This window comes from Bacillus sp. HMA207 (assembly GCF_003402455.1).
GTDB lineage: Bacteria > Bacillota > Bacilli > Bacillales > Bacillaceae_G > Bacillus_A > Bacillus_A cereus.
Map to the genome: position 1 here is coordinate 3,475,663 of NZ_BEZT01000001.1, position 22,509 is coordinate 3,498,171.

The window sequence follows — 22,509 nt, forward strand, 5'->3', positions numbered from 1 at the left end:
ACGCTTGCATTTTTTTAAGTTGCACTCATTATAGACCTGACTTTTTTCACAAGTCAATACTTTTTTAAAAATTTTATTTTTCTTTCCTTTCAATATTATATTGACAAAACAACCTCTTTTTATGTAAATATAATAAATACTCTATTAAAAATAAGGTTTTTTGTATGAATATTATATATTAAAAAAGTAAAATGACATCAAAAAACGCTTACATTTCTGAAAATTCATATTTCTATATGGATTTTCCAGAATAATCATGATAGATTATAAATATGCATAACGCATCAAAAGACATGACAAAAGGAAGGGGAACTACATGAGTACGCAGATGTTAACTTTAACTTCTATCTCTATCTACATGCTCGGGATGTTAGTAATTGGCTATTTCGCCTACAAACGAACGTCCAACTTAACAGATTATATGCTTGGCGGGCGTACACTAGGCCCCGCAGTAACAGCATTAAGTGCTGGAGCATCCGATATGAGTGGTTGGCTTTTAATGGGATTACCCGGTGCAATGTTTAGCGTTGGATTAAGTAGTAGTTGGATTGCGATCGGCCTAACACTAGGCGCATACGCAAACTGGCTTTATGTCGCTCCTCGCTTACGTACCTACTCAGAAATTGCAAATAACTCTATTACTATCCCAGAATTTTTGGAACACCGTTTCCACGACAAATCTCATATGCTACGTTTAGTATCTGGACTTGTTATTATGATTTTCTTTACTTTCTATGTAGCTTCAGGATTAGTTTCAGGCGCTGTATTATTTGAAAATTCATTTGGCATGAACTATCATGTTGGATTATTCATTGTAGCAGGCGTTGTTGTAGCTTACACATTATTTGGTGGTTTCTTAGCAGTAAGTTGGACAGACTTCGTGCAAGGAATCATTATGGTAGTTGCTCTTATTCTTGTTCCTATCGTAACAATTATGAATTCGAACGGACTTGGACCTGCATTTGATACAATTCGATCTGTAGATCCAACACGTCTAGATATTTTTAAAGGTGCCTCTACTTTAGGAATGATTTCTCTATTCGCATGGGGCCTTGGTTATGTCGGACAACCTCATATTATCGTACGCTTTATGGCAATTTCTTCTGTAAAAGAACTTAAAAGCGCACGAAGAATTGGTATGAGCTGGATGATTTTCTCTGTTGTTGGAGCTATGTTTACTGGTCTTATTGGTATTGCTTACTATTCACAACAAGAGTTAACATTATCTAACCCAGAAACAATTTTCCTTGAACTTGGGAAAATTTTATTCCACCCACTTATTACTGGATTTTTATTAGCCGCTATTTTAGCAGCAATTATGAGTACAATCTCATCTCAGTTACTCGTTACTTCTAGTGCCGTAACGGAAGACTTATATCGTACATTCTTCAAACGTTCTGCATCTGATAAAGAACTTGTATTTGTCGGTCGTATGGCTGTACTTGTTATTGCATTAGTTGGGTGCGCTTTAGCGTTTAAACAAAATGATACGATTTTAGCTCTTGTTGGATACGCTTGGGCTGGTTTTGGTTCTTCATTCGGACCTGCTATTTTATTAAGCTTATATTGGAAACGTATGACGAAATGGGGCGCGCTTGCTGGTATGATTTCTGGTGCCGCTACTGTTATTATCTGGACTCAATTCAAATTCTTAAAAGATTTCTTATATGAAATGATTCCAGGTTTCGCTATTAGTTTACTAGCCATCGTAATTGTTAGTTTACTAACACAACCTTCAAAAGAAGTTGAAGAGCAATTTGAGGATTTCGAAAAACAACATCGTCATAATTTATAAAAAAATCTCTGCTGTTATCGTAACAGCAGAGATTTTTTTACAGTTCGACAATCTTCTTATCAAATTTAACAAATTCTTTATGTTTCGTTAAATTTAACATAACACTACTCCTTTATAGTATGAATATCAGCACTTATACAGAAAGGGGACTCCAACATGTTAGCAGCTTTCCAGCAACAACAAACACGAAAATTTTCACCTATCACAAATACTTCTGCATCTTGTTTAAACATGCAACCTAACCCGCCTAAAATTTCAATTGCTCCTTCTGTTATTTCAGTCATCGGTGTTCATATGGAAAAACATAAATTAAAAATAAAAACGGGACAAAACATTGTGTTAGCAGCTTCCATTTTGCCAATACAAGCAACGAATAAAGAGCTTATTTGGTCAAATATGAATTCTGATATCATCACCATATATCCAAAAGGTGACACCGTGACGATTACTGGAAAAAGTGCAGGTAAAGCAGTCGTAATTGTCACAACTGCTGAAGGCAAATTCCGTGACCTATGTGTCATTCACGTACAACCTTATATGACAAACCCAAAGTAAAAGAGTGGCTTCGTAGCCACTCTTTTACTTTGTTTCAATATTTGAGTTTTTACTTTTTACAAAGTTAATAAATTGTTCTTTATTTCTTGGAGAAATAATTTCTGTTTTTATGTGTATCGTAAACAATTTCAAGTCAGTCAAATGATAATGCATGAGTTGCTATTGGATTTTTCGTATTTGAAATTTGTTTTATATCTCGTATAAATATACGTTTTGTAATGAGACCCGATCTAATCGTAATTGTTTCTTTCCCGGCAATATATTTTGCCAAAAATCAACTCCAACTAAACAACATTGCTAATGGAATTGTAAAAAGCAAAAGAAAATATTCTCTCCCTACAAAAATTGGATATAACCATGTATCTTTTTTGATGGAAATTCGATTTCCATCCCCCTTCTATGCCCATATTCCTATAAAACAAAAAGAGAAGTATCACAACTTCTCTTTTCTCCCCTAACACTATAATTCCTGTGTATACACCGGCTCGTTTACGACATTTTTTGCTGTTCGCTTTTGTTGCTGTAGTAAGAAAACCGATACACCAAACAATACGAGCATGCTACCGATAATTTGCATTGCATTTAATTTTTCTCCAAGTAAGAAGAACGCAAGTATAGATGCTCCAACAGGTTCTCCTAAAATACTCATTGAAATTGTCGTTGCATTTACATAATTTAATAGCCAGTTATTAATTACATGTGACACTGTCGGCACAACCGCAAGTAAAAGAAAAACAGTCCAATCCCACTTCGTATAACCTGTAAAGGGTACTTGTAATATGACATTATAAATCCCCATAAAAAGACCTGCGAACGCAAAGACTGTAAAGCTATAAATCCAGTGCGATACTTTCTTCACTGTCGTTTGCCCGATAAATAAATAACCGACAACCGCTATTACACTTAGAAAGGATAATATGTCACCATAAATTGCTTGCTTACTTAAACCTAAATCTCCCCAACCAATGCACATTACTCCTAAAATAGCAATTCCCATCGTTGCAATGGCTGAATATGTTGTTCTTTCTTTAAATAGAAAAAAACCTCCAACTAAAGATACGATTGGTTGAAGTGCCAAAATAATTGTTGAACTAGCAACTGTTGTATGCTTTAAAGATTCAAACCATAAAAGAAAATGAAGTGCTAAAAAGAAACCAGATCCAATTAAAAAGCCCCAATCTTTCATTTGAATCCTATTAAATTCCTCTCTTTTTTTCCATACGATAGGCAGCATAATAAGTACGATAATCCATAAGCGGTACATACTTAATATTGAAGATGGTGCTGAGGACATCTTTACAAAAACTGCTGCAAAGGAAATGGCAATTATAGAAATAGCCAATGGTAGTGCGATTGATTTTTCTTGTTTCAAATCCTGTCTCCCCTCTCACCTGTCAAAAATCCCACTTCATTATATCCGTTTTCTTTCGTAACTTAAATACTAATTTTTTAGATTCTTCGTACCATTATGGTAAAATAGAAATTAAGGCACCAATTAGTGAATATTTCTTTCCTTTTCACTACAAGCGTCGCTCTTACAATCGTTACAGTAAATTTTTATTTAGGGGGATCTACATGAGTCAAACAATAGGGAGAATTGAAGAAATTTCATTTTATAGCGCATCACTTCAAGAAGATGTTACACTTCTCGTTTATTTACCAGTAAATTACACACCACTGCACAAACATACAGTTGTAATTGCACAAGATGGTAGAGATTATTTTCAGCTTGGTAAAGCGCACCGTGTAATTGAGCGCCTTCGTGAAACCGAAGAAATTGACCGTACAATTATTGTCGGTATTCCATATAAAAATGTACATGATCGTAAAGAAAAATATTTCCCAAATGAAATAAAAAATGTTGCATATATTCGTTTCCTTGCTCATGAACTTGCACCATATATTGATGAAAATTATCCAACGTACCAAATGGGAAAAGGTCGTGTTTTAATTGGTGATTCTCTTGGCGGAACAGTTTCCTTTATGACTGCACTTATGTATCCGCATACATTCGGTAAAGTCGTTATGCAATCACCATTTGTGGATGAGACAGTGATGAACTTAGCAAAAGAATTCAAAGATCCACAGGCGTTAGAACTGTATCACGTCATCGGTACAGAAGAAACGGCTGTAAAGCGTACTGATGGACAAGTATCTGATTTCGTAGGGCCGAACCGTGAGTTAAATACGCTTCTTACAGATAGAAACTTCATCACGCATTACGAGGAATTTGAAGGCAATCATACTTGGAAATATTGGCAGACTGATTTACCGAAAGCCTTCTCTCATATTCTATCAATGAAATAATAGAGAGCAGTATTCAGAATAATTTGATATAATAGATAAAGAGATTTATTTATCTCAAAATCTAACTAGACTTACAAAGGGAGGAATTGGAACATGAAATTAGGCATTGTAATTTTTCCATCTAAAATGATTCAAGATAAAGCGAACGGATTGCGTAAACGTTATGACCCGCACTACGCATTAGTTCCGCCACATATTACATTGAAAACACCCTTTGAGGCGCAAGATGAACAATTAGAGTCGATTGTAAACGAGTTACATACAATCGCAAGTAAAACGAACCCTTTCACCCTTCATGTTGGGAAAGTTGGTTCATTCGCACCTGTTAATAACGTCCTTTACTTTAAAGTAGAAAAAACACCTGAACTTACTTTCTTAAATGAAGAAATGCATGGCGGGTTATTCACGCAAGAACGCGAATATGCTTTCGTACCTCATTTAACAATCGGACAAGGCTTATCAGACGCAGAGCATGCTGATGTATTGGGCCGACTACGTATGAAAGATTTCTATTATGAACAACCAATTGATCGTTTCCATCTTCTATATCAATTAGAAAATGGAACATGGACTGTACACGAAACATTCCGTCTTGGAAAGGGGAACAACTAATTTGCACGCACAGATTGTACAAACGGACGAACAACTAAGAGATGCATTCTCTGTACGTAAACAAGTGTTTGTAAATGAACAACGTGTCTCTGCTGAAGAAGAGTACGATGAGTTTGAAGAAACTTCAACACACGTTGTTATATATGACAATGATGTTCCAGTTGGTGCTGGACGTTTTCGCATCCTTGATGGTATAGGAAAAATGGAACGCATTTGCGTGCTAAATTCCCATCGCAAAAAAGGGATTGGAAAAATTGTTATGGATTCGCTTGAAGCGTATGCAAAAGAAAATTCGCTACCAAAATTGAAACTTCACGCTCAAACACATGCTGAAGATTTCTATAAAAAACTTGGATATGTAACAAGTTCTGATGTATTTATGGAAGCAAATATCCCGCACGTCGTAATGATAAAAGAATTGTAATTTGAAAGCAGGAGGTGACCCCTCCTGTTTTTTTACATTGCTATTTTCTTTTTCTTCCGCTAAAGTTAAATGTTGATGCTATAGTTTTGAAGGTGAACATATGACACAAGAAAAATTTTCACAAAAATCGTTAACACACGCTGATATTCCGCGTGCGACATATCATATTCCGAAAACATCTACCCATTTAATTATGGAAGAAGATGTAGATGCGGCTTATTTCCGCGCTCTTGAACAACAAAATGTTTTTTTAAACGAAAAACAATTAGAAGCCGTGCGCACAACAGAAGGTCCTGTTCTTACACTAGCTGGTGCCGGAAGCGGGAAAACATCTGTTTTAACAACTCGCGTTGGTTATTTAGTAAATGTAAAACAAGTTCATCCACGAAATATTTTATTACTTACATTTACACAAAAAGCAGCTGAAGAAATACGAAGTCGTGTTGCGAAGTTACCAGGCATGAATCATGCAGCAAGTAGCTACGTAGTTGCTGGTACATTCCACTCTGTTTTCTTAAAATTGCTTCGTAGCCAAGGGTATAATCAGCAAATTTTAGCAAATGAAAAACATAAACAAATTATGATAAAGAAAATCTTAAAAGAATTGCGTTTAAAAGACGATTATGATGCGGAAACGATGCTCGCGATGATTTCACTTGAGAAAAACAAATTAAATCGTCCGAAAGATGTAAAAGCGAAAACACCAGTCGAACAAGAATTTAAAGAAGTATACGAACGTTTTGAAGAGGTAAAACAAAGATACAATTATATTGATTTCGATGACATCTTATTGGAAACATATTATATGTTAGAAAATAATGCTCCTTTACTAACTCAATTACAACAACGGTTTCACTACATTGAAGTAGATGAGTTTCAAGATACATCGTATGCACAATATGAAATCGTAAAATTGTTAGCCACGCCAAGAAATAATTTATTTATCGCAGGTGATGACGACCAGGCGATATACGGCTGGCGAGGAGCAAGTCACCAAATTATTTTATCTTTTCCCAAAGAATTTGATAACACAACAATCATTGCACTAAATACGAATTATCGATCCAATCCCTTTATCGTCGGGCTTGGAAATGAAGTTATAAAATTAAATCAAGAACGTTTTGATAAAGAGCTATACTCTGTTCGTGAGGAAGGTGTACAACCTTTTTATGCAAGACCTGCTACGACTCTTGACGAAGCAAATCAAATTTTGCAGCTTATTCAAGAAAAAGTAGAGAGTGGTGAACGTAACTTTAAAGATTTTTGTTTACTGTATCGCACACATTCTGTAAGTCGTTCGTTACTTGATCAGCTTACCATTCATAAAATCCCGTTTATTAAACACGGGGCGAGCCAATCATTTTATGAACATTCTTTAATCAAGCCTGTATTAGATCATTTAAGACTCGTGATTGAGCCGTTTCGACTAGAATCACTTTCAAACATATTGCCGACGATGTATATCGGACGTGATGATTGTATTTCATTTATTGAACGTGAACAATGGAAATATGGTGAGGGACGCTTCCCTTCTCTTCTTCATTTCTTACTATTAAATCCAAGCTTAAAACCTTTTCAAGTGAAAAAGGTAAATGAGCGCATCGATTTTATTAAGTTTATTAAAGAATTAGAACCGAAAAAAGCATTAAAAGAAATCATTCATGGTAAAGGAAAATATTTAGAGTACTTACAAAGTAACGATCGTTCTTCCTTTACGATGCATAAAGACATACAAGAAGAAATGTTGGAAGAATTAATGGAGTCTGCAACTCGTTTCACCGATATTCCAGCTTATTTACAATTTATCGACGAGGCGATTCAAGGTCAAAAAGAAATGGAAGCATTAAAAACAATGCCGCAAAAAGATGCCGTTTCACTTATGTCAATCCATAACGCAAAAGGCCTTGAATTTCCATGTGTCTTTTTACTTGGAGCAAGTGATGGAATCCTGCCTCATACTTCTTCTTTAAAAGATGCAAATGATCGTGTTACGGAAACTTCTGAAGCGTTAGAAGAAGAACGCCGATTACTGTATGTCGCCATTACACGTGCGAAAGAAGAACTTTATATTTCTTCTCCGCAATTTTTCAGAGGAAAGAAATTAGATATATCTCGTTTTTTATATACTGTGCGAAAAGATTTACCTGAAAAGACATCCACTAAATAAGGATGTCTTTTTTTATATCACGTTATGTACATCCCTCCTATATAAATTCCTTGTTTTTATCGTGAGAATTAACGTAATATCAGCCATATTCCACTCATATTGTAATAGTGTATGTCAGAACTCACGAGAAGGAGTGAACATAATGAGCTGCAATTGTAATGAAGATCATCAACATGAGTGTGATTTCAACTGTGTATCGAATGTTGTTCGTTTTATACATGAACTACAAGAATGTGCAACGACAACATGTGGATCTGGTTGCGAAGTTCCATTTTTAGGTGCACATAACAATGCATCAGTAGCGAATACACGTCCTTTTATTTTATACACAAAAACTGGAGAACCTTTTGAAGCATTTGCACCATCTTCAAGCCTTACTAGCTGCCGTTCTCCCATTTTCCGCGTAGAAAGTATAGATGATGATGACTGTGCTGTATTGCGTGTATTAACTGTAGTTTTAGGTGATGGTACCGCTGTACCACCTGGTGACGACCCAATCTGTACGTTTTTAGCTGTACCAAATGCAAGACTAATATCAACCTCCACTTGCATTACTGTTGATTTAAGTTGCTTCTGCGCTATTCAATGCTTACGCGATGTTTCTATTTAAAACTAAATAATGAGTTAAGCATGGATTGGGTGGCAGATAATTCTGCCACCCAATCCATGCTTAAAGAGTATTCTTATGTAAATTTCTTAAAATTGGGAACTTGTCTAGAACATAGAACCTGTCCTTTTCATTAACTGAAAGTAGAAACAGATAAAGGAGTGAAAAACATGTTCTCTTCTGATTGCGAATTTACTAAAATCGATTGCGAGGCGAAGCCAGCTAGTACACTACCTGCCTTTGGTTTTGCTTTCAACGCGTCTGCACCTCAGTTTGCTTCACTATTTACACCACTATTATTACCTAGCGTAAGTCCAAACCCAAATATTACTGTTCCTGTAATAAATGATACAGTAAGTGTCGGAGATGGCATTCGAATTCTACGAGCTGGTATTTATCAAATCAGTTATACATTAACAATTAGTCTTGATAACTCACCTGTTGCACCAGAAGCTGGTCGTTTCTTCTTATCATTAAATACACCAGCTAATATTATTCCTGGATCAGGTACAGCAGTTCGTTCTAACGTTATTGGTACTGGTGAAGTAGACGTATCCAGCGGTGTTATTCTTATTAACTTAAATCCTGGTGACTTAATTCAAATTGTGCCAGTTCAGTTAATTGGAACTGTAGACATTCGTGCTGCAGCATTAACAGTTGCACAAATTAGCTAGTAAAAAGCGGTATTTCTAATACAGAAATACCGCTTTTTATATATAATAAAAAACACTCACAGTAGCATGAGTGTTTCATTCTTCATATTGTTTTATTGTGTTCTTCTTTTTCCCACAATTGCATCCCTTTTTCTTCACAAATCCTTGTTGTTGTAATTGTTCTTGATATGCCTGTTGTTGTGCTTGGTGTTGTTGCTGTATATGATACCACTGCTGCAGGTCATATGAATTTTGCCTTGGATTATTGCTCACAGCAAACATCTCCTCTACTGTCAATTCTGTCTATTTACTATATGAACAACTCTTTATTTCCGTTCCCTCATTCTTTTAAACTCCGCTTTTTCTCTTATTATGAAAATATATTATTCTCCCATAAAATATCCTGTAATCGTTTCAATGATTGCTGCTGCTCCTGCAATGGCTAATAATGCAAGTAACGGTTCTGCAACGATAGGAATCCAATTATATAAGACTAATAAAAAAGCACTAACCCATACACCTGTACACCAATAACAGCTTAACAATTCGCCAATCCACTTTCTTAATCCTTTACCTTTCACTTTTGTAAACGTTGATACACTTCCATCCGGCTCCGTAATCTCTAATTCATCAATAAATGGTCTTCGCAAAAAGGCTGTAATTTTATCATAAACAATTAAACGAGTGAGCCTAAAAGCAGCTAACGCAAAAATAAAAAATAAAAGCCAGCTTGTAAACAGCATGATTCCACCTTCCCTTATCCTCTTTCGCCTATTTAAAAAAAAAGGTCTTGAGATTGTGACCAAATCTCCTCGACTCCAATATCTTATTAATGTAAATACAAACAAGAAGATAAGGAGTGACATTAATGAGTTGTAACGAAAATAAACACCATGGCTCTTCTCATTGTGTAGTTGACGTTGTAAAATTCATCAATGAATTACAAGATTGTTCTACAACAACATGTGGATCTGGTTGTGAAATCCCATTCTTAGGTGCACACAATACTGCATCAGTAGCTAATACACGCCCTTTTATTTTATACACAAAAACTGGAGAACCTTTTGAAGCATTTGCACCATCATCAAGCCTTACTAGCTGCCGTTCTCCAATTTTCCGTGTGGAAAGTGTAGATGACGATAGCTGTGCTGTACTACGTGTATTAACTGTAGTTTTAGGTGACAGTTCTCCGGTACCACCTGGTGACGATCCAATTTGTACGTTTTTAGCTGTACCAAATGCAAGATTAATATCTACAACTACTTGCATTACTGTTGATTTAAGCTGTTTCTGTGCGATTCAATGCTTACGCGACGTTTCTATCGTAAAGTAAACTAAAAAACTATTGGGGTGGTAGAAGCTTTCTACCACCTTTACATATTTAAAAACCGGCCATACTAATCGATTGGATATCATCTATAGACAGCCTAATATCTCTCATACTATTTTGCGGCATAATAGATACAATGCCATTTCGATACGATATGATTGATCCAACATATGAGACTGTAGCTGTTTTTATTCTGCACCTTACTTTCGGAATGTAATGAGGGCGGTTTAGTAAAAAATGAATTTTTTCATCATTATTCATATCCTTAAATGATTTATTATACGGGACAGTTCTTACTGGTTCTGGTTCTTGCTCTTCTTGCTCTTCTTGTTCTGCGTGTTCTTCTTTTTCTTCTATTTTTTCTTCCACTTGCTGCTCTTCTTGTTGTTCTTGTTCTATTACCTCTTCCACAGCACTACTTACAATATTTTCTTGTCTATTACTTTTCTCTTTTTGATCTTCATTTTCAAAGTTTGTCAGGATAATCCTTTTTATTTTCGGTGCAGCAAGTTCTAAACTTACTTGCGTGATATATAACAACGGTTTTCCAACTGTTGAACTTTTATTTTTATTCTTCACACTCGTCCCTCCCACTTCCATACGTAGCTAAATAAATCGTGTACTATTATAGTTATATTCATCACCTGATAAGAACTTTCGTTAAAAATCGTTCTTTCTCAGAACAAATAAAAAGGACAATCTCATCATTTAGAGATTGTCCTTTAAAATTTAATATTATATTTATCCTAGGATATGATACCCTGAATCAACGTGAATGTTTTCTCCTGTTACACCTCGAGCTAAATCACTGAATAGGAATACTGCTGTATCGCCAACTTCTTCTTGCGTTGTTGTACGACGAAGTGGTGCGCGCTCCTCAATTTCTCTTAAGATTGAGTTGAAATCGCCTACACCTTTTGCAGATAACGTACGAATTGGTCCTGCAGAAATAGCGTTAACACGAATACCGTGTTGACCTAAATCGTTCGCTAAATATTTCACGCTCGCTTCTAATGAAGCTTTCGCAACACCCATAACGTTATAATTTTTCACAACGCGCTCGCCGCCAAGGTATGTTAACGTTAAAATATTTCCGCCTTCTGTCATTACTTTTTTTGCTTCTCTTGCTACAGCTGTTAAAGAGAATGCACTAATATTTTGTGCAAGTAAAAATCCATCGCGAGAAGTATCTACAAATTCACCTTTTAAGTCATCGCGATTTGCAAAAGCAATACAATGTGCTACACCGTGAATAGTACCTACTTCTTGTTTAATTGTTTCAAAGCAAGCTGTAAGTTCCTCATCATTCGTTACATCACAAGGTAATACAAGTGATTCTTGTCCTTCTAATGTGTCCGCTAATTCACGAACGTTTCTTTCTAAACGTTCTCCTGCATATGTGAATATTAATTTTGCACCTGCATTATGCAAAGAGCGAGCTATTCCCCATGCAATACTTCTTTGGTTCGCAACGCCCATAACAACAAATGTTTTCCCTTGTAATAGTTCCATGATATATCCTCCCAGAAATACTTATACTTGTTATTAGTACCTGATACTATAATTATAGTACCATAAAACCGCTTAAAGGCAAACAAAAAAGTCATTAACAGAAATTTGTTAATGACTTTTGGTTTCTATAAAAAACCGCTCTAATCCTTCTTCCCAAGACGGCATTTGTGAAAAACCATTTAATCTTAGCATGTTATGTTGAAAAATAGAATATTTGGGCCTCGCAGCCGCAGCCCCGAATTCTTCCGTTGAAACAGGTAATACATTCACTTTCATATTGGCGTACGAAAATATCTTTTGTGCAAATTCAAACCAAGAGCATGAGCCTCTGTTTGATACGTGGTATGTACCGTATAAAGAAGTATGAATGAGCTTATTAATAACCATATTCAAATCCGCCACATACGTAGGAGAGCCAACTTGATCCGCTACAACAGATATTTCATCTCTTTCTTTTCCTAATCGCATCATCGTTTTCACGAAATTATTCCCATATTTACCATATAGCCACGATGTGCGAACGATAAAATATTTATTATGTAACTCTTTGACGAACTGCTCCCCCGCATACTTAGAGGCCCCATATATATTTATCGGTGCTGGACTATGAAATTCGTCGTATCCATCTGGTCTGGCGCCTTGAAATACATAATCAGTACTAATATAAACTAGCTTCGCCCCTACTAATTGTGAAGCAACCGCTACATTTCGAGCTCCGATTGCATTTATTCTATATGCAAGATCCTGTTCTTTCTCCGCATGATCTACTTTCGTATAGGCAGCACAATGAATAATTATATGTGGTTTTATTTCTTGTACCACTTGTTGTATTCGGGATATATTTGTCACATCTAATAACTTTTTATCAAATGGATATATATCATATTCTTCAGAGTCTAACTCTTCAAATAGTTGCTTTCCTAATTGACCATTTGCTCCTGTTATGATAACCCTCTCTTTCATTTAACATGCCCCTTACTAATCTTTTAGTGGTTTCCACCATTCCTTATTCTTTTCATACCATTTCACCGTCTCTTGTAATCCTTGTTCAAACGTATATTTCGGTTCCCAATCAAATTCATTCTTCATTTTCTCTGCATCAATCGCATAACGACGATCGTGCCCTAAACGATCTGTAACATATTCAATGTCTTTTTTTGTTTTTCCTAAAAGAGTAATAATTTGTTCCACAACTTCTACATTTGTTTTTTCATTATTTCCACCTATATTATATACTTCTCCGACACGTCCCTTATGCAAAACAACGTCAATCGCACTGCAATGATCCGTTACATGTAACCAATCTCTTACATTTAAACCATCACCATATAACGGTAGTTTTTTTCCTTCTAGTGCATTCGTAACCATTAATGGAATTAATTTTTCAGGATACTGGTACGGTCCATAATTGTTAGAACAACGCGTTACTATAACCGGTAATTGATATGTTTTATAGTAAGATAGAGCTATCATGTCCGCGCTCGCCTTACTTGAAGAATATGGACTATTTGGAGCTAACGGCGTTTTCTCTGTGAACTTCCCTGTTTTTCCTAAAGAGCCATACACTTCATCCGTTGATACTTGCACAAGTTTTATATGCGAATATTTTTTAACTAGTTCTAATAAAGTGACCGTCCCAATTACATTTGTATCATAAAAAGGAATCGGATTTTCAATACTACGGTCCACATGTGATTCAGCTGCAAAATTTACAATCACTTGTACGTCCCGCTCTTTTATAACGTGTTCTAATAGCTCTCCATTTTGAATTTCTCCCTTTACAAAAGAGTAATTCGGGTGATCCAGAAGAGATTTTACGTTATTTAAATTCCCGCTATATGTTAATGCATCGTAATTAATAATTTTATATGTTTCATAACTTTGTAGCATGTAATGAACGAAATTACTTCCAATAAATCCAGCCCCACCTGTTACTAATATATTCATAAACAACGCTCCTACTTAAAAACTATCTTCATATTCCTCTAATAATGGTAATATCTGATCCTTATCGGACAATATAGGATCGGTTACTGGCCAAGGAATTGCTAAATCTTTATCTTCCCAAAGTAATCCTGAGTCATGCTCTGCGCTATAATATTCATCTACTTTATACATAACGATAGTATGCGGAACAAGCGTGCAAAATCCATGCGCAAACCCTTTTGGCACTAGTAATTGCCGATGGTTATCTCCACTTAAAATATATCCTTTCCATTGTTTAAATGTTGGTGATTTTTTTCGTAAATCAACGATAACATCATAAATTGCCCCTTGCATAACTTGAATGAGTTTCGTTTGTGCTTTCGGTTTTTTTTGAAAGTGTAGTCCCCGAATCGTTCCTGCCTTAGCCGAATAAGATACGTTATCCTGTACAAATGAATACGTTATCCCTAATGTTTCTAGCACCTGCTTATTATAACTCTCTGAAAAAAAGCCACGCTCGTCTCCAAACAACCTCGGTTCTAACAATTTTGCATCAGTAAAATTTGTTTCTACAACTTTCATATTCTCACCTATTCTCCGTTAAACTGTTTCCCAAAATTAATATCACGCGCTAACGTATTCGCCTTTTGAAGCGAAGCATGAGTTCCCGCATCAGTCCACCAGCCGTTCATTTCATTATAAGTAAGTACCCCTCGTTTTAAATACCAATTATTTATATCTGTAATTTCAAGTTCTCCCCGTGCAGAAGGTTTTAATTCTTTAATATAAGAAAAGACTTTCGAATCATACAAATAAATTCCCGTAACCGCATAAGAACTTTTCGGCTCTTTCGGCTTTTCTTCAATTTCAACTATTTTTCGGTTTTGAATATGTGCTACGCCAAATCTTTCGGGATCTTCTACAGATTGCAATAGCACTTTCGCACCTTCTTTTTGATTTGCAAACTCTTCAACATACGGAAGAATATCATCTGAAAAAATATTATCACCTAATATAACTACCATACGATCATTCCCGACGAAATCTTCACAAAGCCCTAACGCCTGTGCGATCCCGCCCGCTTTATCTTGCACACGATACGTAAAGGACACTCCAAATTCATGACCACTCCCTAAAAAGCTAACAACATCCCCCATATGCTCTTTACCTGTAATAATCATAATATCTGTAATATCGCATTGTTTTAGCTTATATACCGCATGATAAATCATTGGATATCGACCAACAGGAAGTAAATGTTTATTCGTTACTTTCGTTATTGGATATAATCTCGATCCAGTACCACCTGCTAAAATAATTCCTTTCACTTTGCATCTCTCCTTTATGATGGAGATAATATATCTTTGTAATGTTCTACAAACACTTTCCGGTACTTCTCATATGTATCCGCATCAAACTCATCCCCGTTGTAATGAATACACCATAAATTTGCTTGATTTGGGATACCGATTAAATAACCAGCCCTTTGAAACTCTAAAGACTGTGACACATCATAAAAGTGAAACCCTTGAAACAAATCTTCTCGCCACGGAATATCATACTGCGTTGCCATAAATAAACCATCAATTGCCTGAACTGACAAAAATGGTTGATTACCATAAAAAACCTGATCTAAATTTAATAATTGATAATTCTGTCTTCTATACTCAATCACTTTCCCTACTAAATTTTTTCCTTCCCACCATATCCCGTTATTCGGTAAAAACTGAGCTCCAGCGACTCCTATTAAACCAAGCTTTTCATTTTCTTTAAAAAGAGATATAAGTGTAGAAAACATGTCTCGATTAATAAGATATGTATCTTGATGTATATACACTTTGTATTTCGCTGGATATGAAAGGGCTCGGTTGTATGCACTCGCCATACTTTGTGCATCTCGTATCGGAAAAATTTGTACGACATAACCAGGGGGAACAAAAATGTTTCTTATTTGGCTCTCACATTGTTTGAAAAGCTCCTCATTATTTACACAGACAACGACTAATATTGTATGATCTTTCATTTTTGTCCCCCCTTTTATTCTTCCTTATTTACATCTGACATATATTGTTCCACAAATATTTTCCGATACTTTTCATAGTTCGTCATATTCACATCAAAATGATAATGGATACACCAAGCATCACGCTGTACAGGTACACCAACTGTATATCCTGCTTTTCTAAATTCAAATGATTGAGATACATCATAAAAATCAAATCCGTCAAATAAGTCTTCTCGCCACGGAACATCATATTGTGTGGCCATTAATAAACCATCAATACATTCTACAGGAATAAATGTTTTTGATTCATGATACGGTTGTTCTAAACTTGCCATATAAAACAAATCATTCATATAACCAATGACCTTTCCTACAATTCCACGCCCTTCGTTCCATACACCAGTCGGAGGAACATATTGCGCTCCAACCATCCCAATCATACCAAGGTGTTCATGTTCCTCAAATAATTGAAGTAATCCGTATAAAAAAGCCCTATTTATAATAAAAACATCTTGATGTAAATACACTTTATACTTCGCTGGATGCGAAATGGCTTGATTGTATCCACTCGTCATACTTTTCGCATTTCGAATCGGCATAAATTGTACAATATACCCTGGCGGTACTAACAATTGCAATATATGTCGAACGCAGTTTGCATACAATTTCCGATCATTTATACATGTAACAAATAATATTGTTTTGTCTGCAGTACTCATAATTGTGATTTTTCAGCTTCAATAATATACTGAAATACAACTGTCTCAGCCATGAAGCCACTTCCAAGACGATATTTTTTACAAATTCCATATAACTCCTCAATAAGCGGCTCATACATTTTATGATCAACATATACACGATCTACTTTACTAATTGAATATCCTGCTTTTAAAAACATTCTTAGCATTTCATTGAATGTAAAGAAACGAATATGTGTTTTATCTAATAAACCATATTCTGTATACGTCCAATTTCCAGCAAGCAAGGGAGCTAATACTGAAATATGAGCAACGTTTGGTATACTTGCTAAAATCACACCATTTTGCTTTATATATGGCTTTACTTTTTCTATTACAGCCCATGGATTAAATAAATGCTCTAATACATCCCCAAATATGACGCAATCAAATTGCCCCTCCTCATAAGGAAGATCTATTTTTTCTATATCCCCTAAAATAACATGATCTAGTCTTTCCTTCGCTTTTTCTGCCGCCTCTGGAAATGCCTCAATTCCTGATACACGTGTACCGTTTTCTTTAATAGCTGCTCCCAATGCACCGCTCGAGCAACCAATATCAAGAACTTCTTTCCATTCCTTTTTTATATGCTTTAATAAATTCGGATTCGCTGCATTATAATAATGCTCGGATTTTTCTTCATATAAAGAACTTTTTTCGCGACTCATTTCACACACTCCTTATGCAAATTGAATTAGAAATATAAATCTCATATGAATTCTATAAAGTGCAGATTTTGTTCATCCCCCACTGATTATTAGCCCACAAATAGTAGTATAAAACCTTTTATTTATATTGGTTACGTTACTGATACTCTAATATATAACCAATCTATTAGAGTTAGAATAACGATACATCATTTCTAAAAAACGAAACCTATTACACTTTATATGGTTTATCAAAAACTCCCCGAAAATATTTACGGTTATATTCAATTGCAGCATTATTCGGAACATAAGAAGCTGCTAATTCATTGTAATAATACGCTTTATCCTGCTCCCCTAACCTGCTATAACAAATACACATTTGTAAATAGGGTAGCCATGTGTAGCTAGCGGGACTATGGAAAGGACTCTCCGTTGCCATTGGTACTTCCGTTGCAAGTTTAAACCAAAATATCGCTTCATTATATTTTTCTTGTTCCATATATATATATCCTATTCTTGTACAATTCTCTCCTCTAGGGACGCCATACCGAAACGACTTCACACAAGATTCGATTGCCTTCTCCCACATTCCGAGCTTTGCATAGCAATCTCCTAACTTACCACATGCATAAATTTTCTCTTCATACCATCCTTCGTCTTGATTAAGAAATGTTTCATATAGAAGAACTGCATCATCATATTTTTGGTTATCCGTAGATTCATTTGCGTAATAAAATAAATCTCTCGGACTTAATTCTTCACCTGCCGCTACAGTATTTTGAAAAATTTTCAAATTACGATTTGTTACTTTTTTTTCTTTTTTATGTGTAATAGCAACATTACTACTAAAAACCTCACCAGAAATAGCTAAATACTCATGAACCTTTCCAAACCATTGGAATTGTTTTTCACGCTTTACAAGTCGATTTCTTTTTGTACAATATAAAGGTTTCCCGTTAGAATCCATCGCAAGATGATAAGGCATCGAAACAGCATCAATTTTAGGATCTAATTCTCTTTTTAAAAGTTTCAATGCTTCTTGAGCATCTTCTAATAATACGTCATCTGCATCTAGCCACAATATATACTCTTGCGTCGCTTTTGAAAAAGAAAAATTTCTTGCTGCTGCAAAATCATCAATCCACTGGAAATCATATATGTTAGAAGTGTATTTCTCTACGATTTCTTTCGTTCGATCGACGGAGCCTGTATCAACCACTATAATTTCATCCACAATTTTTTCAACTGTGTCTAAACAACGGGCTATTGTCTCCTCCTCATCTCGAACAATCATACATAAACTAATTGTAATTCCTTGCTTGTTCAACATAATCACCCTCTTCCAAATCAATCATATGTTATACATATACTAAACTTTCCATTTTTTTAAATTGTTCAAGTAGTTTAAGATTTCTTTTCAATAATTCAAATGTCCGTGTCATTTTCTTTCGGTTTTGCATCTACTATATAATGAACGCTTTATGGAGGTGAATTTATGTCAAATAATAATTATTCAAATGGATTAAATCCCGATGAATCTTTATCAGCTAGTGCATTTGACCCTAATCTTGTAGGACCTACATTACCACCGATACCACCGTTTACCCTTCCGACTGGACCGACCGGGCCAACTGGACCGACTGGACCAACTGGACCGACTGGGCCGACTGGACCTACCGGGCCAACTGGACCTACGGGGCCGACTGGGCCAACTGGACCGACTGGACCGACTGGGCCGACTGGTGACACTGGGACTACTGGACCTACGGGGCCGACTGGTGACACTGGGGCTACTGGACCTACGGGGCCGACTGGTGACACTGGGGCTACTGGACCTACGGGGCCGACTGGTGACACTGGGGCTACTGGACCTACGGGGCCGACTGGTGACACTGGAGCTACTGGACCTACGGGGCCGACTGGGGCTACTGGACCGACTGGACCATCCGGACTAGGACTTCCAGCAGGATTGTATGCATTTAACTCCGCTGGAATTTCTTTAGATCTTGGACTTAATGCTCCAGTACCATTTAATACTGTTGGATCTCAGTTTGGTACAGCAATTTCTCAATTAGATGCTGATACTTTCGTTATTGCTGAAACTGGATTCTATAAAATCACTGTTATCGTATATACTGCGGCAATAAGTGTATTAGGGGGGCTTACAATCCAAGTAAATGGGGTATCTGTACCAGGTACTGGGGCTACTTTAATCTCAGTTGGAGCACCTATCGTTGTTCAAGCAATTACGCAAATTACGACAACTCCATCATTAGTTGAAGTAATCGTTACAGGACTTGGGCTATCATTAGCTCTTGGTACAAATGCATCTATTATTATTGAAAAAGTTGCTTAATTTTTACTTAGCAGTAGAACTGTTATCAGTTTTACTGCTTTTTCAATTTTAAATTCAATCATGAAACATTCGCTATCTACATAATCATATTGTTGTATGACATTTTGCAGGAGGCACAAATATGGAAAGTAAATCTGCTGTTCAGCTTTATCTCGAATTGCTAAAGAAGACAATTTTATTTGAAATATGGTTAGAATATGAGGCATACTTACCGGCATCTCTACATATTTCGAAAGAACTAGAATTCGAACCAGTTACAGTCCCCCTCCCTTTATTCATTAAGCAATATGCCGAAAACCATAACTTAAAAATTGTAAAACCAAATGTCTCAAAAAGTGAACGTCATGATGGAATGGATTGGCCAAGAGCAGCACATAGCATGATTGGTCGAGAACGTATGAACCAATTACAAGAGGCGATGGAAACCGTTGTTCGTGAAAATATAGAAGGTGATTTTATTGAAACAGGTGTATGGCGCGGAGGATCATGCATTTTTATGAATGGTTTTTTACAAGCAAACAACATTACGGATCGTAATGTGTGGGTTGCAGATTCATTTGAAGGTTTGCCAGCACCGAATCTAGAGCAATATCCAAAAGATTACGGTGATTATTTACACACATTCGATTACTTACGCGTCTCTTTAGAACAAGTACAAGAGAATTTCAAAAAATATGATTTACTAAATGATCAAGTGAAATTTTTAAAAGGTTGGTTTAAAGATACTTTACCAACAGCACCAATTGAAAAAATAGCAATTGCACGGCTTGATGGTGATATGTATGAATCCACCATGGATGGTCTCGTGAACTTATATGATAAAGTTTCTAAAGGTGGCTACATAATTATCGATGACTACGGGCTACCACCATGCGCTGAGGCTGTGACAGACTTTAGAAATCAACGGAATTTAAAAGCCCCTATTACTAAAATTGATGTATTTGGCGTTTATTGGAGAAAAGAATAAAAAAGATTTAATCTATAGGAGATTCCATTTTCACTCATTCTTCTCTTACTTCTGATCCAATTAAGTATTCTTTTTCGGAATCTCCCTACATATAACAATTGTTTTCCTGTGTTCTCTCACTACAAATTGAAAATTTCATTAATAGAGTTACTGCATATTCTCACATAAGAAAGGGGTATACTCATGAGCGAATTTAACAAAGAAATGACTTTACTCCCCCCTCCTGAACTCGTCCAATATGTAGGTGGCGACTTCAAAAAGGTTGGAAAAGAGTTCCTAAAGCATTTTATTCAAATTGGCGCTTTAAAATCAAATGAAAAAGTATTAGATGTAGGCTGCGGTGTCGGCCGAATGGCTGTACCATTAATGAATTACTTAAATGATGATGGAGCGTATTATGGATTTGATTTGTTTAAAGATGGAATTACTTGGTGTCAAAATAACATTTCAACTATGCGTAATAATTTTCACTTTGAACATGTTGACATATACAATCAATTCTATAATCCGGAAGGAAAAGAAGATGCCTCTCAATATCGTTTTCCCTATGAAGACGGAACATTCGATTTTATCTTTTTAACTTCTGTATTTACGCATCTTCTCCCAAAAGAATTAGAACATTACGTATCTGAAATTGTACGTGTATTAAAAAAAGACGGGAGATGTTTCATTACATTCTTTCTTATAAACCCTGAATCGTCCTATTATTTAAATGCAGGACAAAGTACATTAGGTTTTTATCATCGAATCGAAAATTGCTACGTTGTAAATAAAGATATTCCGAATTTCGCAGTTGCTTATCCTGAGACAGATATTTGCAATCTATTGAATAAGTACGGCCTAGAAATAATCAATAAGCCGCATTACGGTTTATGGTGCGGCAGACATGAATATACAAGTTACCAAGATATTGTTCTTACAAAAAAAAGCTTCTGAAAGGAAGTTATGTATGATGAATGAAAAAAATCCACCTCTCGTTTCCATCCTTATTCCTACTTATAATCGGCCTCATTATTTCAAAATTGCTCTAGAAAGTGCATTGGCACAAACTTATTCAAATATTGAAATCATCATCGGAGATGATAGTACAAATGATGAAACAGCAACTTTAATACGCGAACAATACTTACCAAATTATAAAAATATAACATACATTCGAAATACCCCTACTCTAGGACAATTTCACAATGACCTTATGCTCATAGAAAAATCAAATGGTGAGTATATAAATTTTTTAATGGACGATGACGTGTTTTATAAGCATAAAATACAAAAAATGATGACCTATTTTGAGCAAGATCCCAATAAAAATCTTGCTCTTGTTACTTCTTATCGAGTACGCATTGATGATCATGGAAATCTAATCGGTGATTCCCATCCAACACAAAGGTTATATAGTGAAGACACCCCATTAAACGGGATATTTTTAGGTAATTGGATGTTAAAGGGCGGACACAACATTATCGGTGAGCCTACAACTACTTTGTTCCGAAAGGAATTGCTCACTGAACCTTTTGGCACCCTTAAAGAGCGACAATATTCTTGTAGTGTTGATATGGCCTCATGGATTTCTTTACTTTCTAAAGGAAATGCAATATACATTTCTGAGCCTTTAAGTCAATTTCGCTACCATGCTGGACAACAAATACACAATAAGCTCCTTCAAGGTTGTGAAGATTTCACACACCTTGTTATAACAGCAAAAGAATATGGCTTTTTACAAAATACTACGGACTATAGAGCAGCTCTACTTAGTGCTTACCAATGGTGTAAAAGTTCCTTAAAATACTATCTTCATCAACTAGATATTTTTCCTGACGCACATGTACGTCTCTCTCATTGTTTGGATATAATTATTAAAGAGCTAAACAATTAAACTACTCTGCAAAATTAAAAGTGTATGGACTAT

Annotated in this window: 26 protein-coding genes, 1 pseudogene and 1 other annotated feature (1 of these 28 only partly in view); of the genes and pseudogenes, 13 read left to right on the plus strand and 14 right to left on the minus strand. The window is 35.7% G+C overall.

Annotated elements, in window-relative coordinates:
- Positions 1-10: a binding site (T-box leader), on the minus strand; it reaches 228 nt to the left of the window's first position.
- A gap of 306 nt (positions 11-316) precedes the next feature.
- Together putP and HMAS_RS17950 are read left to right on the plus strand one after the other, a co-directional pair.
- On the plus strand, positions 317-1,795 hold the full coding sequence (gene putP / locus HMAS_RS17945; protein WP_000107210.1) for a sodium/proline symporter PutP: 1,479 nt from the start codon (positions 317-319) through the stop codon (positions 1,793-1,795).
- 156 nt (positions 1,796-1,951) lie between these two features.
- Complete coding sequence (locus HMAS_RS17950; protein ID WP_000878730.1) at positions 1,952-2,350, plus strand: Ig-like domain-containing protein; 399 nt, start codon at positions 1,952-1,954, stop codon at positions 2,348-2,350.
- Between the two features lie 24 nt (positions 2,351-2,374).
- Here the strand turns inward: HMAS_RS17950 and HMAS_RS28125 are convergent.
- A pseudogene (locus tag HMAS_RS28125) lies at positions 2,375-2,734 on the minus strand (PH domain-containing protein).
- A gap of 76 nt (positions 2,735-2,810) precedes the next feature.
- On the minus strand, positions 2,811-3,722 hold the full coding sequence (locus HMAS_RS17965; protein ID WP_000806939.1) for a DMT family transporter: 912 nt from the start codon (positions 3,720-3,722) through the stop codon (positions 2,811-2,813).
- Positions 3,723-3,925: 203 nt separating this feature from the next.
- Between HMAS_RS17965 and HMAS_RS17970 the strand changes: the two genes are divergently transcribed.
- The 6 genes from HMAS_RS17970 (at position 3,926) to exsF (ending at position 9,141) form a co-directional block, all read left to right on the plus strand.
- Positions 3,926-4,657 carry an alpha/beta hydrolase gene (locus tag HMAS_RS17970; RefSeq protein WP_025709872.1) on the plus strand — a complete coding sequence of 244 codons (732 nt, stop codon included), beginning with the start codon at positions 3,926-3,928 and terminating at the stop codon, positions 4,655-4,657.
- 93 nt (positions 4,658-4,750) lie between these two features.
- The gene (locus HMAS_RS17975) at positions 4,751-5,269 is read left to right on the plus strand and encodes a YjcG family protein (RefSeq protein WP_000765862.1); all 519 of its coding nucleotides are present in this window, start codon (positions 4,751-4,753) and stop codon (positions 5,267-5,269) included.
- 1 nt (position 5,270) lies between these two features.
- Entirely contained in the window at positions 5,271-5,693 is a 423-nt protein-coding gene (locus HMAS_RS17980) for a GNAT family N-acetyltransferase (RefSeq protein WP_000543295.1), read from the plus strand.
- A 100-nt stretch (positions 5,694-5,793) separates the two neighbouring features.
- Positions 5,794-7,860 (plus strand): ATP-dependent helicase, encoded by a 2,067-nt coding sequence (locus HMAS_RS17985; RefSeq protein WP_000191204.1) that lies wholly within the window; start codon positions 5,794-5,796, stop codon positions 7,858-7,860.
- A 142-nt stretch (positions 7,861-8,002) separates the two neighbouring features.
- On the plus strand, positions 8,003-8,470 hold the full coding sequence (gene cotY, locus HMAS_RS17990; RefSeq protein WP_001277719.1) for a spore coat protein CotY: 468 nt from the start codon (positions 8,003-8,005) through the stop codon (positions 8,468-8,470).
- A 167-nt stretch (positions 8,471-8,637) separates the two neighbouring features.
- The gene (gene exsF, locus HMAS_RS17995; protein ID WP_000492939.1) at positions 8,638-9,141 is read left to right on the plus strand and encodes an exosporium protein ExsF; all 504 of its coding nucleotides are present in this window, start codon (positions 8,638-8,640) and stop codon (positions 9,139-9,141) included.
- A gap of 75 nt (positions 9,142-9,216) precedes the next feature.
- On the opposite strand, the gene HMAS_RS18000 is transcribed toward exsF, so the two are convergent.
- Complete coding sequence (locus HMAS_RS18000) at positions 9,217-9,402, minus strand: hypothetical protein (RefSeq protein ID WP_029948404.1); 186 nt, start codon at positions 9,400-9,402, stop codon at positions 9,217-9,219.
- Positions 9,403-9,503: 101 nt separating this feature from the next.
- Entirely contained in the window at positions 9,504-9,863 is a 360-nt protein-coding gene (locus tag HMAS_RS18005; protein ID WP_000899662.1) for a DUF1360 domain-containing protein, read from the minus strand.
- A 125-nt stretch (positions 9,864-9,988) separates the two neighbouring features.
- Between HMAS_RS18005 and exsY the strand changes: the two genes are divergently transcribed.
- The gene (gene exsY / locus HMAS_RS18010) at positions 9,989-10,453 is read left to right on the plus strand and encodes an exosporium assembly protein ExsY (protein ID WP_001277744.1); all 465 of its coding nucleotides are present in this window, start codon (positions 9,989-9,991) and stop codon (positions 10,451-10,453) included.
- Between the two features lie 48 nt (positions 10,454-10,501).
- Here the strand turns inward: exsY and HMAS_RS18015 are convergent, their stop codons facing one another.
- From HMAS_RS18015 to HMAS_RS18060, 10 genes are all read right to left on the minus strand, one after another.
- A complete protein-coding gene (locus HMAS_RS18015) occupies positions 10,502-11,050 on the minus strand; it encodes a spore coat CotO family protein (RefSeq protein WP_002023550.1) in 549 nt (182 codons plus the stop codon).
- Between the two features lie 141 nt (positions 11,051-11,191).
- A complete protein-coding gene (fabI, locus tag HMAS_RS18020) occupies positions 11,192-11,962 on the minus strand; it encodes an enoyl-ACP reductase FabI (RefSeq protein WP_000421886.1) in 771 nt (256 codons plus the stop codon).
- Positions 11,963-12,070: 108 nt separating this feature from the next.
- Positions 12,071-12,925 carry a dTDP-4-dehydrorhamnose reductase gene (gene rfbD / locus HMAS_RS18025; RefSeq protein WP_000664653.1) on the minus strand — a complete coding sequence of 285 codons (855 nt, stop codon included), beginning with the start codon at positions 12,923-12,925 and terminating at the stop codon, positions 12,071-12,073.
- Between the two features lie 15 nt (positions 12,926-12,940).
- Positions 12,941-13,909 (minus strand): dTDP-glucose 4,6-dehydratase, encoded by a 969-nt coding sequence (gene rfbB, locus HMAS_RS18030; protein ID WP_001024160.1) that lies wholly within the window; start codon positions 13,907-13,909, stop codon positions 12,941-12,943.
- A 15-nt stretch (positions 13,910-13,924) separates the two neighbouring features.
- Positions 13,925-14,470 carry a dTDP-4-dehydrorhamnose 3,5-epimerase gene (gene rfbC / locus HMAS_RS18035; RefSeq protein ID WP_000869418.1) on the minus strand — a complete coding sequence of 182 codons (546 nt, stop codon included), beginning with the start codon at positions 14,468-14,470 and terminating at the stop codon, positions 13,925-13,927.
- Between the two features lie 8 nt (positions 14,471-14,478).
- Complete coding sequence (locus HMAS_RS18040) at positions 14,479-15,216, minus strand: sugar phosphate nucleotidyltransferase (protein WP_000676157.1); 738 nt, start codon at positions 15,214-15,216, stop codon at positions 14,479-14,481.
- 14 nt (positions 15,217-15,230) lie between these two features.
- Positions 15,231-15,911 carry a glycosyltransferase family protein gene (locus HMAS_RS18045; protein ID WP_000651524.1) on the minus strand — a complete coding sequence of 227 codons (681 nt, stop codon included), beginning with the start codon at positions 15,909-15,911 and terminating at the stop codon, positions 15,231-15,233.
- A 14-nt stretch (positions 15,912-15,925) separates the two neighbouring features.
- Positions 15,926-16,612, minus strand: coding sequence for a glycosyltransferase family protein (locus HMAS_RS18050; protein WP_025709871.1), 687 nt, complete (start codon positions 16,610-16,612; stop codon positions 15,926-15,928).
- On the minus strand, positions 16,609-17,298 hold the full coding sequence (locus HMAS_RS18055; RefSeq protein ID WP_000085805.1) for a class I SAM-dependent methyltransferase: 690 nt from the start codon (positions 17,296-17,298) through the stop codon (positions 16,609-16,611). Before HMAS_RS18055 ends, HMAS_RS18050 begins: the two co-directional genes overlap by 4 nt.
- A gap of 211 nt (positions 17,299-17,509) precedes the next feature.
- Positions 17,510-18,607 carry a glycosyltransferase gene (locus tag HMAS_RS18060; RefSeq protein ID WP_000932908.1) on the minus strand — a complete coding sequence of 366 codons (1,098 nt, stop codon included), beginning with the start codon at positions 18,605-18,607 and terminating at the stop codon, positions 17,510-17,512.
- A 165-nt stretch (positions 18,608-18,772) separates the two neighbouring features.
- Between HMAS_RS18060 and HMAS_RS18065 the strand changes: the two genes are divergently transcribed.
- From HMAS_RS18065 to HMAS_RS18080, 4 genes are all read left to right on the plus strand, one after another.
- Positions 18,773-19,633 (plus strand): BclA C-terminal domain-containing protein, encoded by an 861-nt coding sequence (locus HMAS_RS18065; RefSeq protein ID WP_116344948.1) that lies wholly within the window; start codon positions 18,773-18,775, stop codon positions 19,631-19,633.
- A gap of 121 nt (positions 19,634-19,754) precedes the next feature.
- Positions 19,755-20,600, plus strand: a complete 846-nt coding sequence (locus HMAS_RS18070; RefSeq protein ID WP_000444381.1) for a TylF/MycF family methyltransferase — start codon at positions 19,755-19,757, stop codon at positions 20,598-20,600.
- 183 nt (positions 20,601-20,783) lie between these two features.
- Positions 20,784-21,536 carry a class I SAM-dependent methyltransferase gene (locus tag HMAS_RS18075; protein ID WP_001288765.1) on the plus strand — a complete coding sequence of 251 codons (753 nt, stop codon included), beginning with the start codon at positions 20,784-20,786 and terminating at the stop codon, positions 21,534-21,536.
- Between the two features lie 13 nt (positions 21,537-21,549).
- Positions 21,550-22,476 carry a glycosyltransferase family 2 protein gene (locus HMAS_RS18080; protein WP_000980807.1) on the plus strand — a complete coding sequence of 309 codons (927 nt, stop codon included), beginning with the start codon at positions 21,550-21,552 and terminating at the stop codon, positions 22,474-22,476.
- The last annotated feature ends 33 nt before the right edge of the window (positions 22,477-22,509 follow it).

Bases quoted from the DNA above. Each gene is read 5' to 3' on its own strand.
- rfbB (WP_001024160.1), bottom strand. From the start codon at position 13,909: ATGAATATATTAGTAACAGGTGGGGCTGGATTTATTGGAAGTAATTTC.
- exsF (WP_000492939.1), top strand. From the start codon at position 8,638: ATGTTCTCTTCTGATTGCGAATTTACTAAAATCGATTGCGAGGCGAAG.
- HMAS_RS18075 (WP_001288765.1), top strand. From the start codon at position 20,784: ATGAGCGAATTTAACAAAGAAATGACTTTACTCCCCCCTCCTGAACTC.
- exsY (WP_001277744.1), top strand. From the start codon at position 9,989: ATGAGTTGTAACGAAAATAAACACCATGGCTCTTCTCATTGTGTAGTT.
- HMAS_RS18065 (WP_116344948.1), top strand. From the start codon at position 18,773: ATGTCAAATAATAATTATTCAAATGGATTAAATCCCGATGAATCTTTA.
- HMAS_RS18060 (WP_000932908.1), bottom strand. From the start codon at position 18,607: ATGTTGAACAAGCAAGGAATTACAATTAGTTTATGTATGATTGTTCGA.
- HMAS_RS17985 (WP_000191204.1), top strand. From the start codon at position 5,794: ATGACACAAGAAAAATTTTCACAAAAATCGTTAACACACGCTGATATT.
- HMAS_RS18055 (WP_000085805.1), bottom strand. From the start codon at position 17,298: ATGAGTCGCGAAAAAAGTTCTTTATATGAAGAAAAATCCGAGCATTAT.
- cotY (WP_001277719.1), top strand. From the start codon at position 8,003: ATGAGCTGCAATTGTAATGAAGATCATCAACATGAGTGTGATTTCAAC.
- HMAS_RS18050 (WP_025709871.1), bottom strand. From the start codon at position 16,612: ATGAGTACTGCAGACAAAACAATATTATTTGTTACATGTATAAATGAT.
- HMAS_RS18045 (WP_000651524.1), bottom strand. From the start codon at position 15,911: ATGAAAGATCATACAATATTAGTCGTTGTCTGTGTAAATAATGAGGAG.
- rfbC (WP_000869418.1), bottom strand. From the start codon at position 14,470: ATGAAAGTTGTAGAAACAAATTTTACTGATGCAAAATTGTTAGAACCG.
- HMAS_RS18080 (WP_000980807.1), top strand. From the start codon at position 21,550: ATGATGAATGAAAAAAATCCACCTCTCGTTTCCATCCTTATTCCTACT.
- HMAS_RS18070 (WP_000444381.1), top strand. From the start codon at position 19,755: ATGGAAAGTAAATCTGCTGTTCAGCTTTATCTCGAATTGCTAAAGAAG.
- putP (WP_000107210.1), top strand. From the start codon at position 317: ATGAGTACGCAGATGTTAACTTTAACTTCTATCTCTATCTACATGCTC.
- HMAS_RS18005 (WP_000899662.1), bottom strand. From the start codon at position 9,863: ATGCTGTTTACAAGCTGGCTTTTATTTTTTATTTTTGCGTTAGCTGCT.
- HMAS_RS18000 (WP_029948404.1), bottom strand. From the start codon at position 9,402: ATGTTTGCTGTGAGCAATAATCCAAGGCAAAATTCATATGACCTGCAG.
- HMAS_RS17975 (WP_000765862.1), top strand. From the start codon at position 4,751: ATGAAATTAGGCATTGTAATTTTTCCATCTAAAATGATTCAAGATAAA.
- HMAS_RS18015 (WP_002023550.1), bottom strand. From the start codon at position 11,050: ATGGAAGTGGGAGGGACGAGTGTGAAGAATAAAAATAAAAGTTCAACA.
- rfbD (WP_000664653.1), bottom strand. From the start codon at position 12,925: ATGAAAGAGAGGGTTATCATAACAGGAGCAAATGGTCAATTAGGAAAG.
- fabI (WP_000421886.1), bottom strand. From the start codon at position 11,962: ATGGAACTATTACAAGGGAAAACATTTGTTGTTATGGGCGTTGCGAAC.
- HMAS_RS17950 (WP_000878730.1), top strand. From the start codon at position 1,952: ATGTTAGCAGCTTTCCAGCAACAACAAACACGAAAATTTTCACCTATC.
- HMAS_RS17970 (WP_025709872.1), top strand. From the start codon at position 3,926: ATGAGTCAAACAATAGGGAGAATTGAAGAAATTTCATTTTATAGCGCA.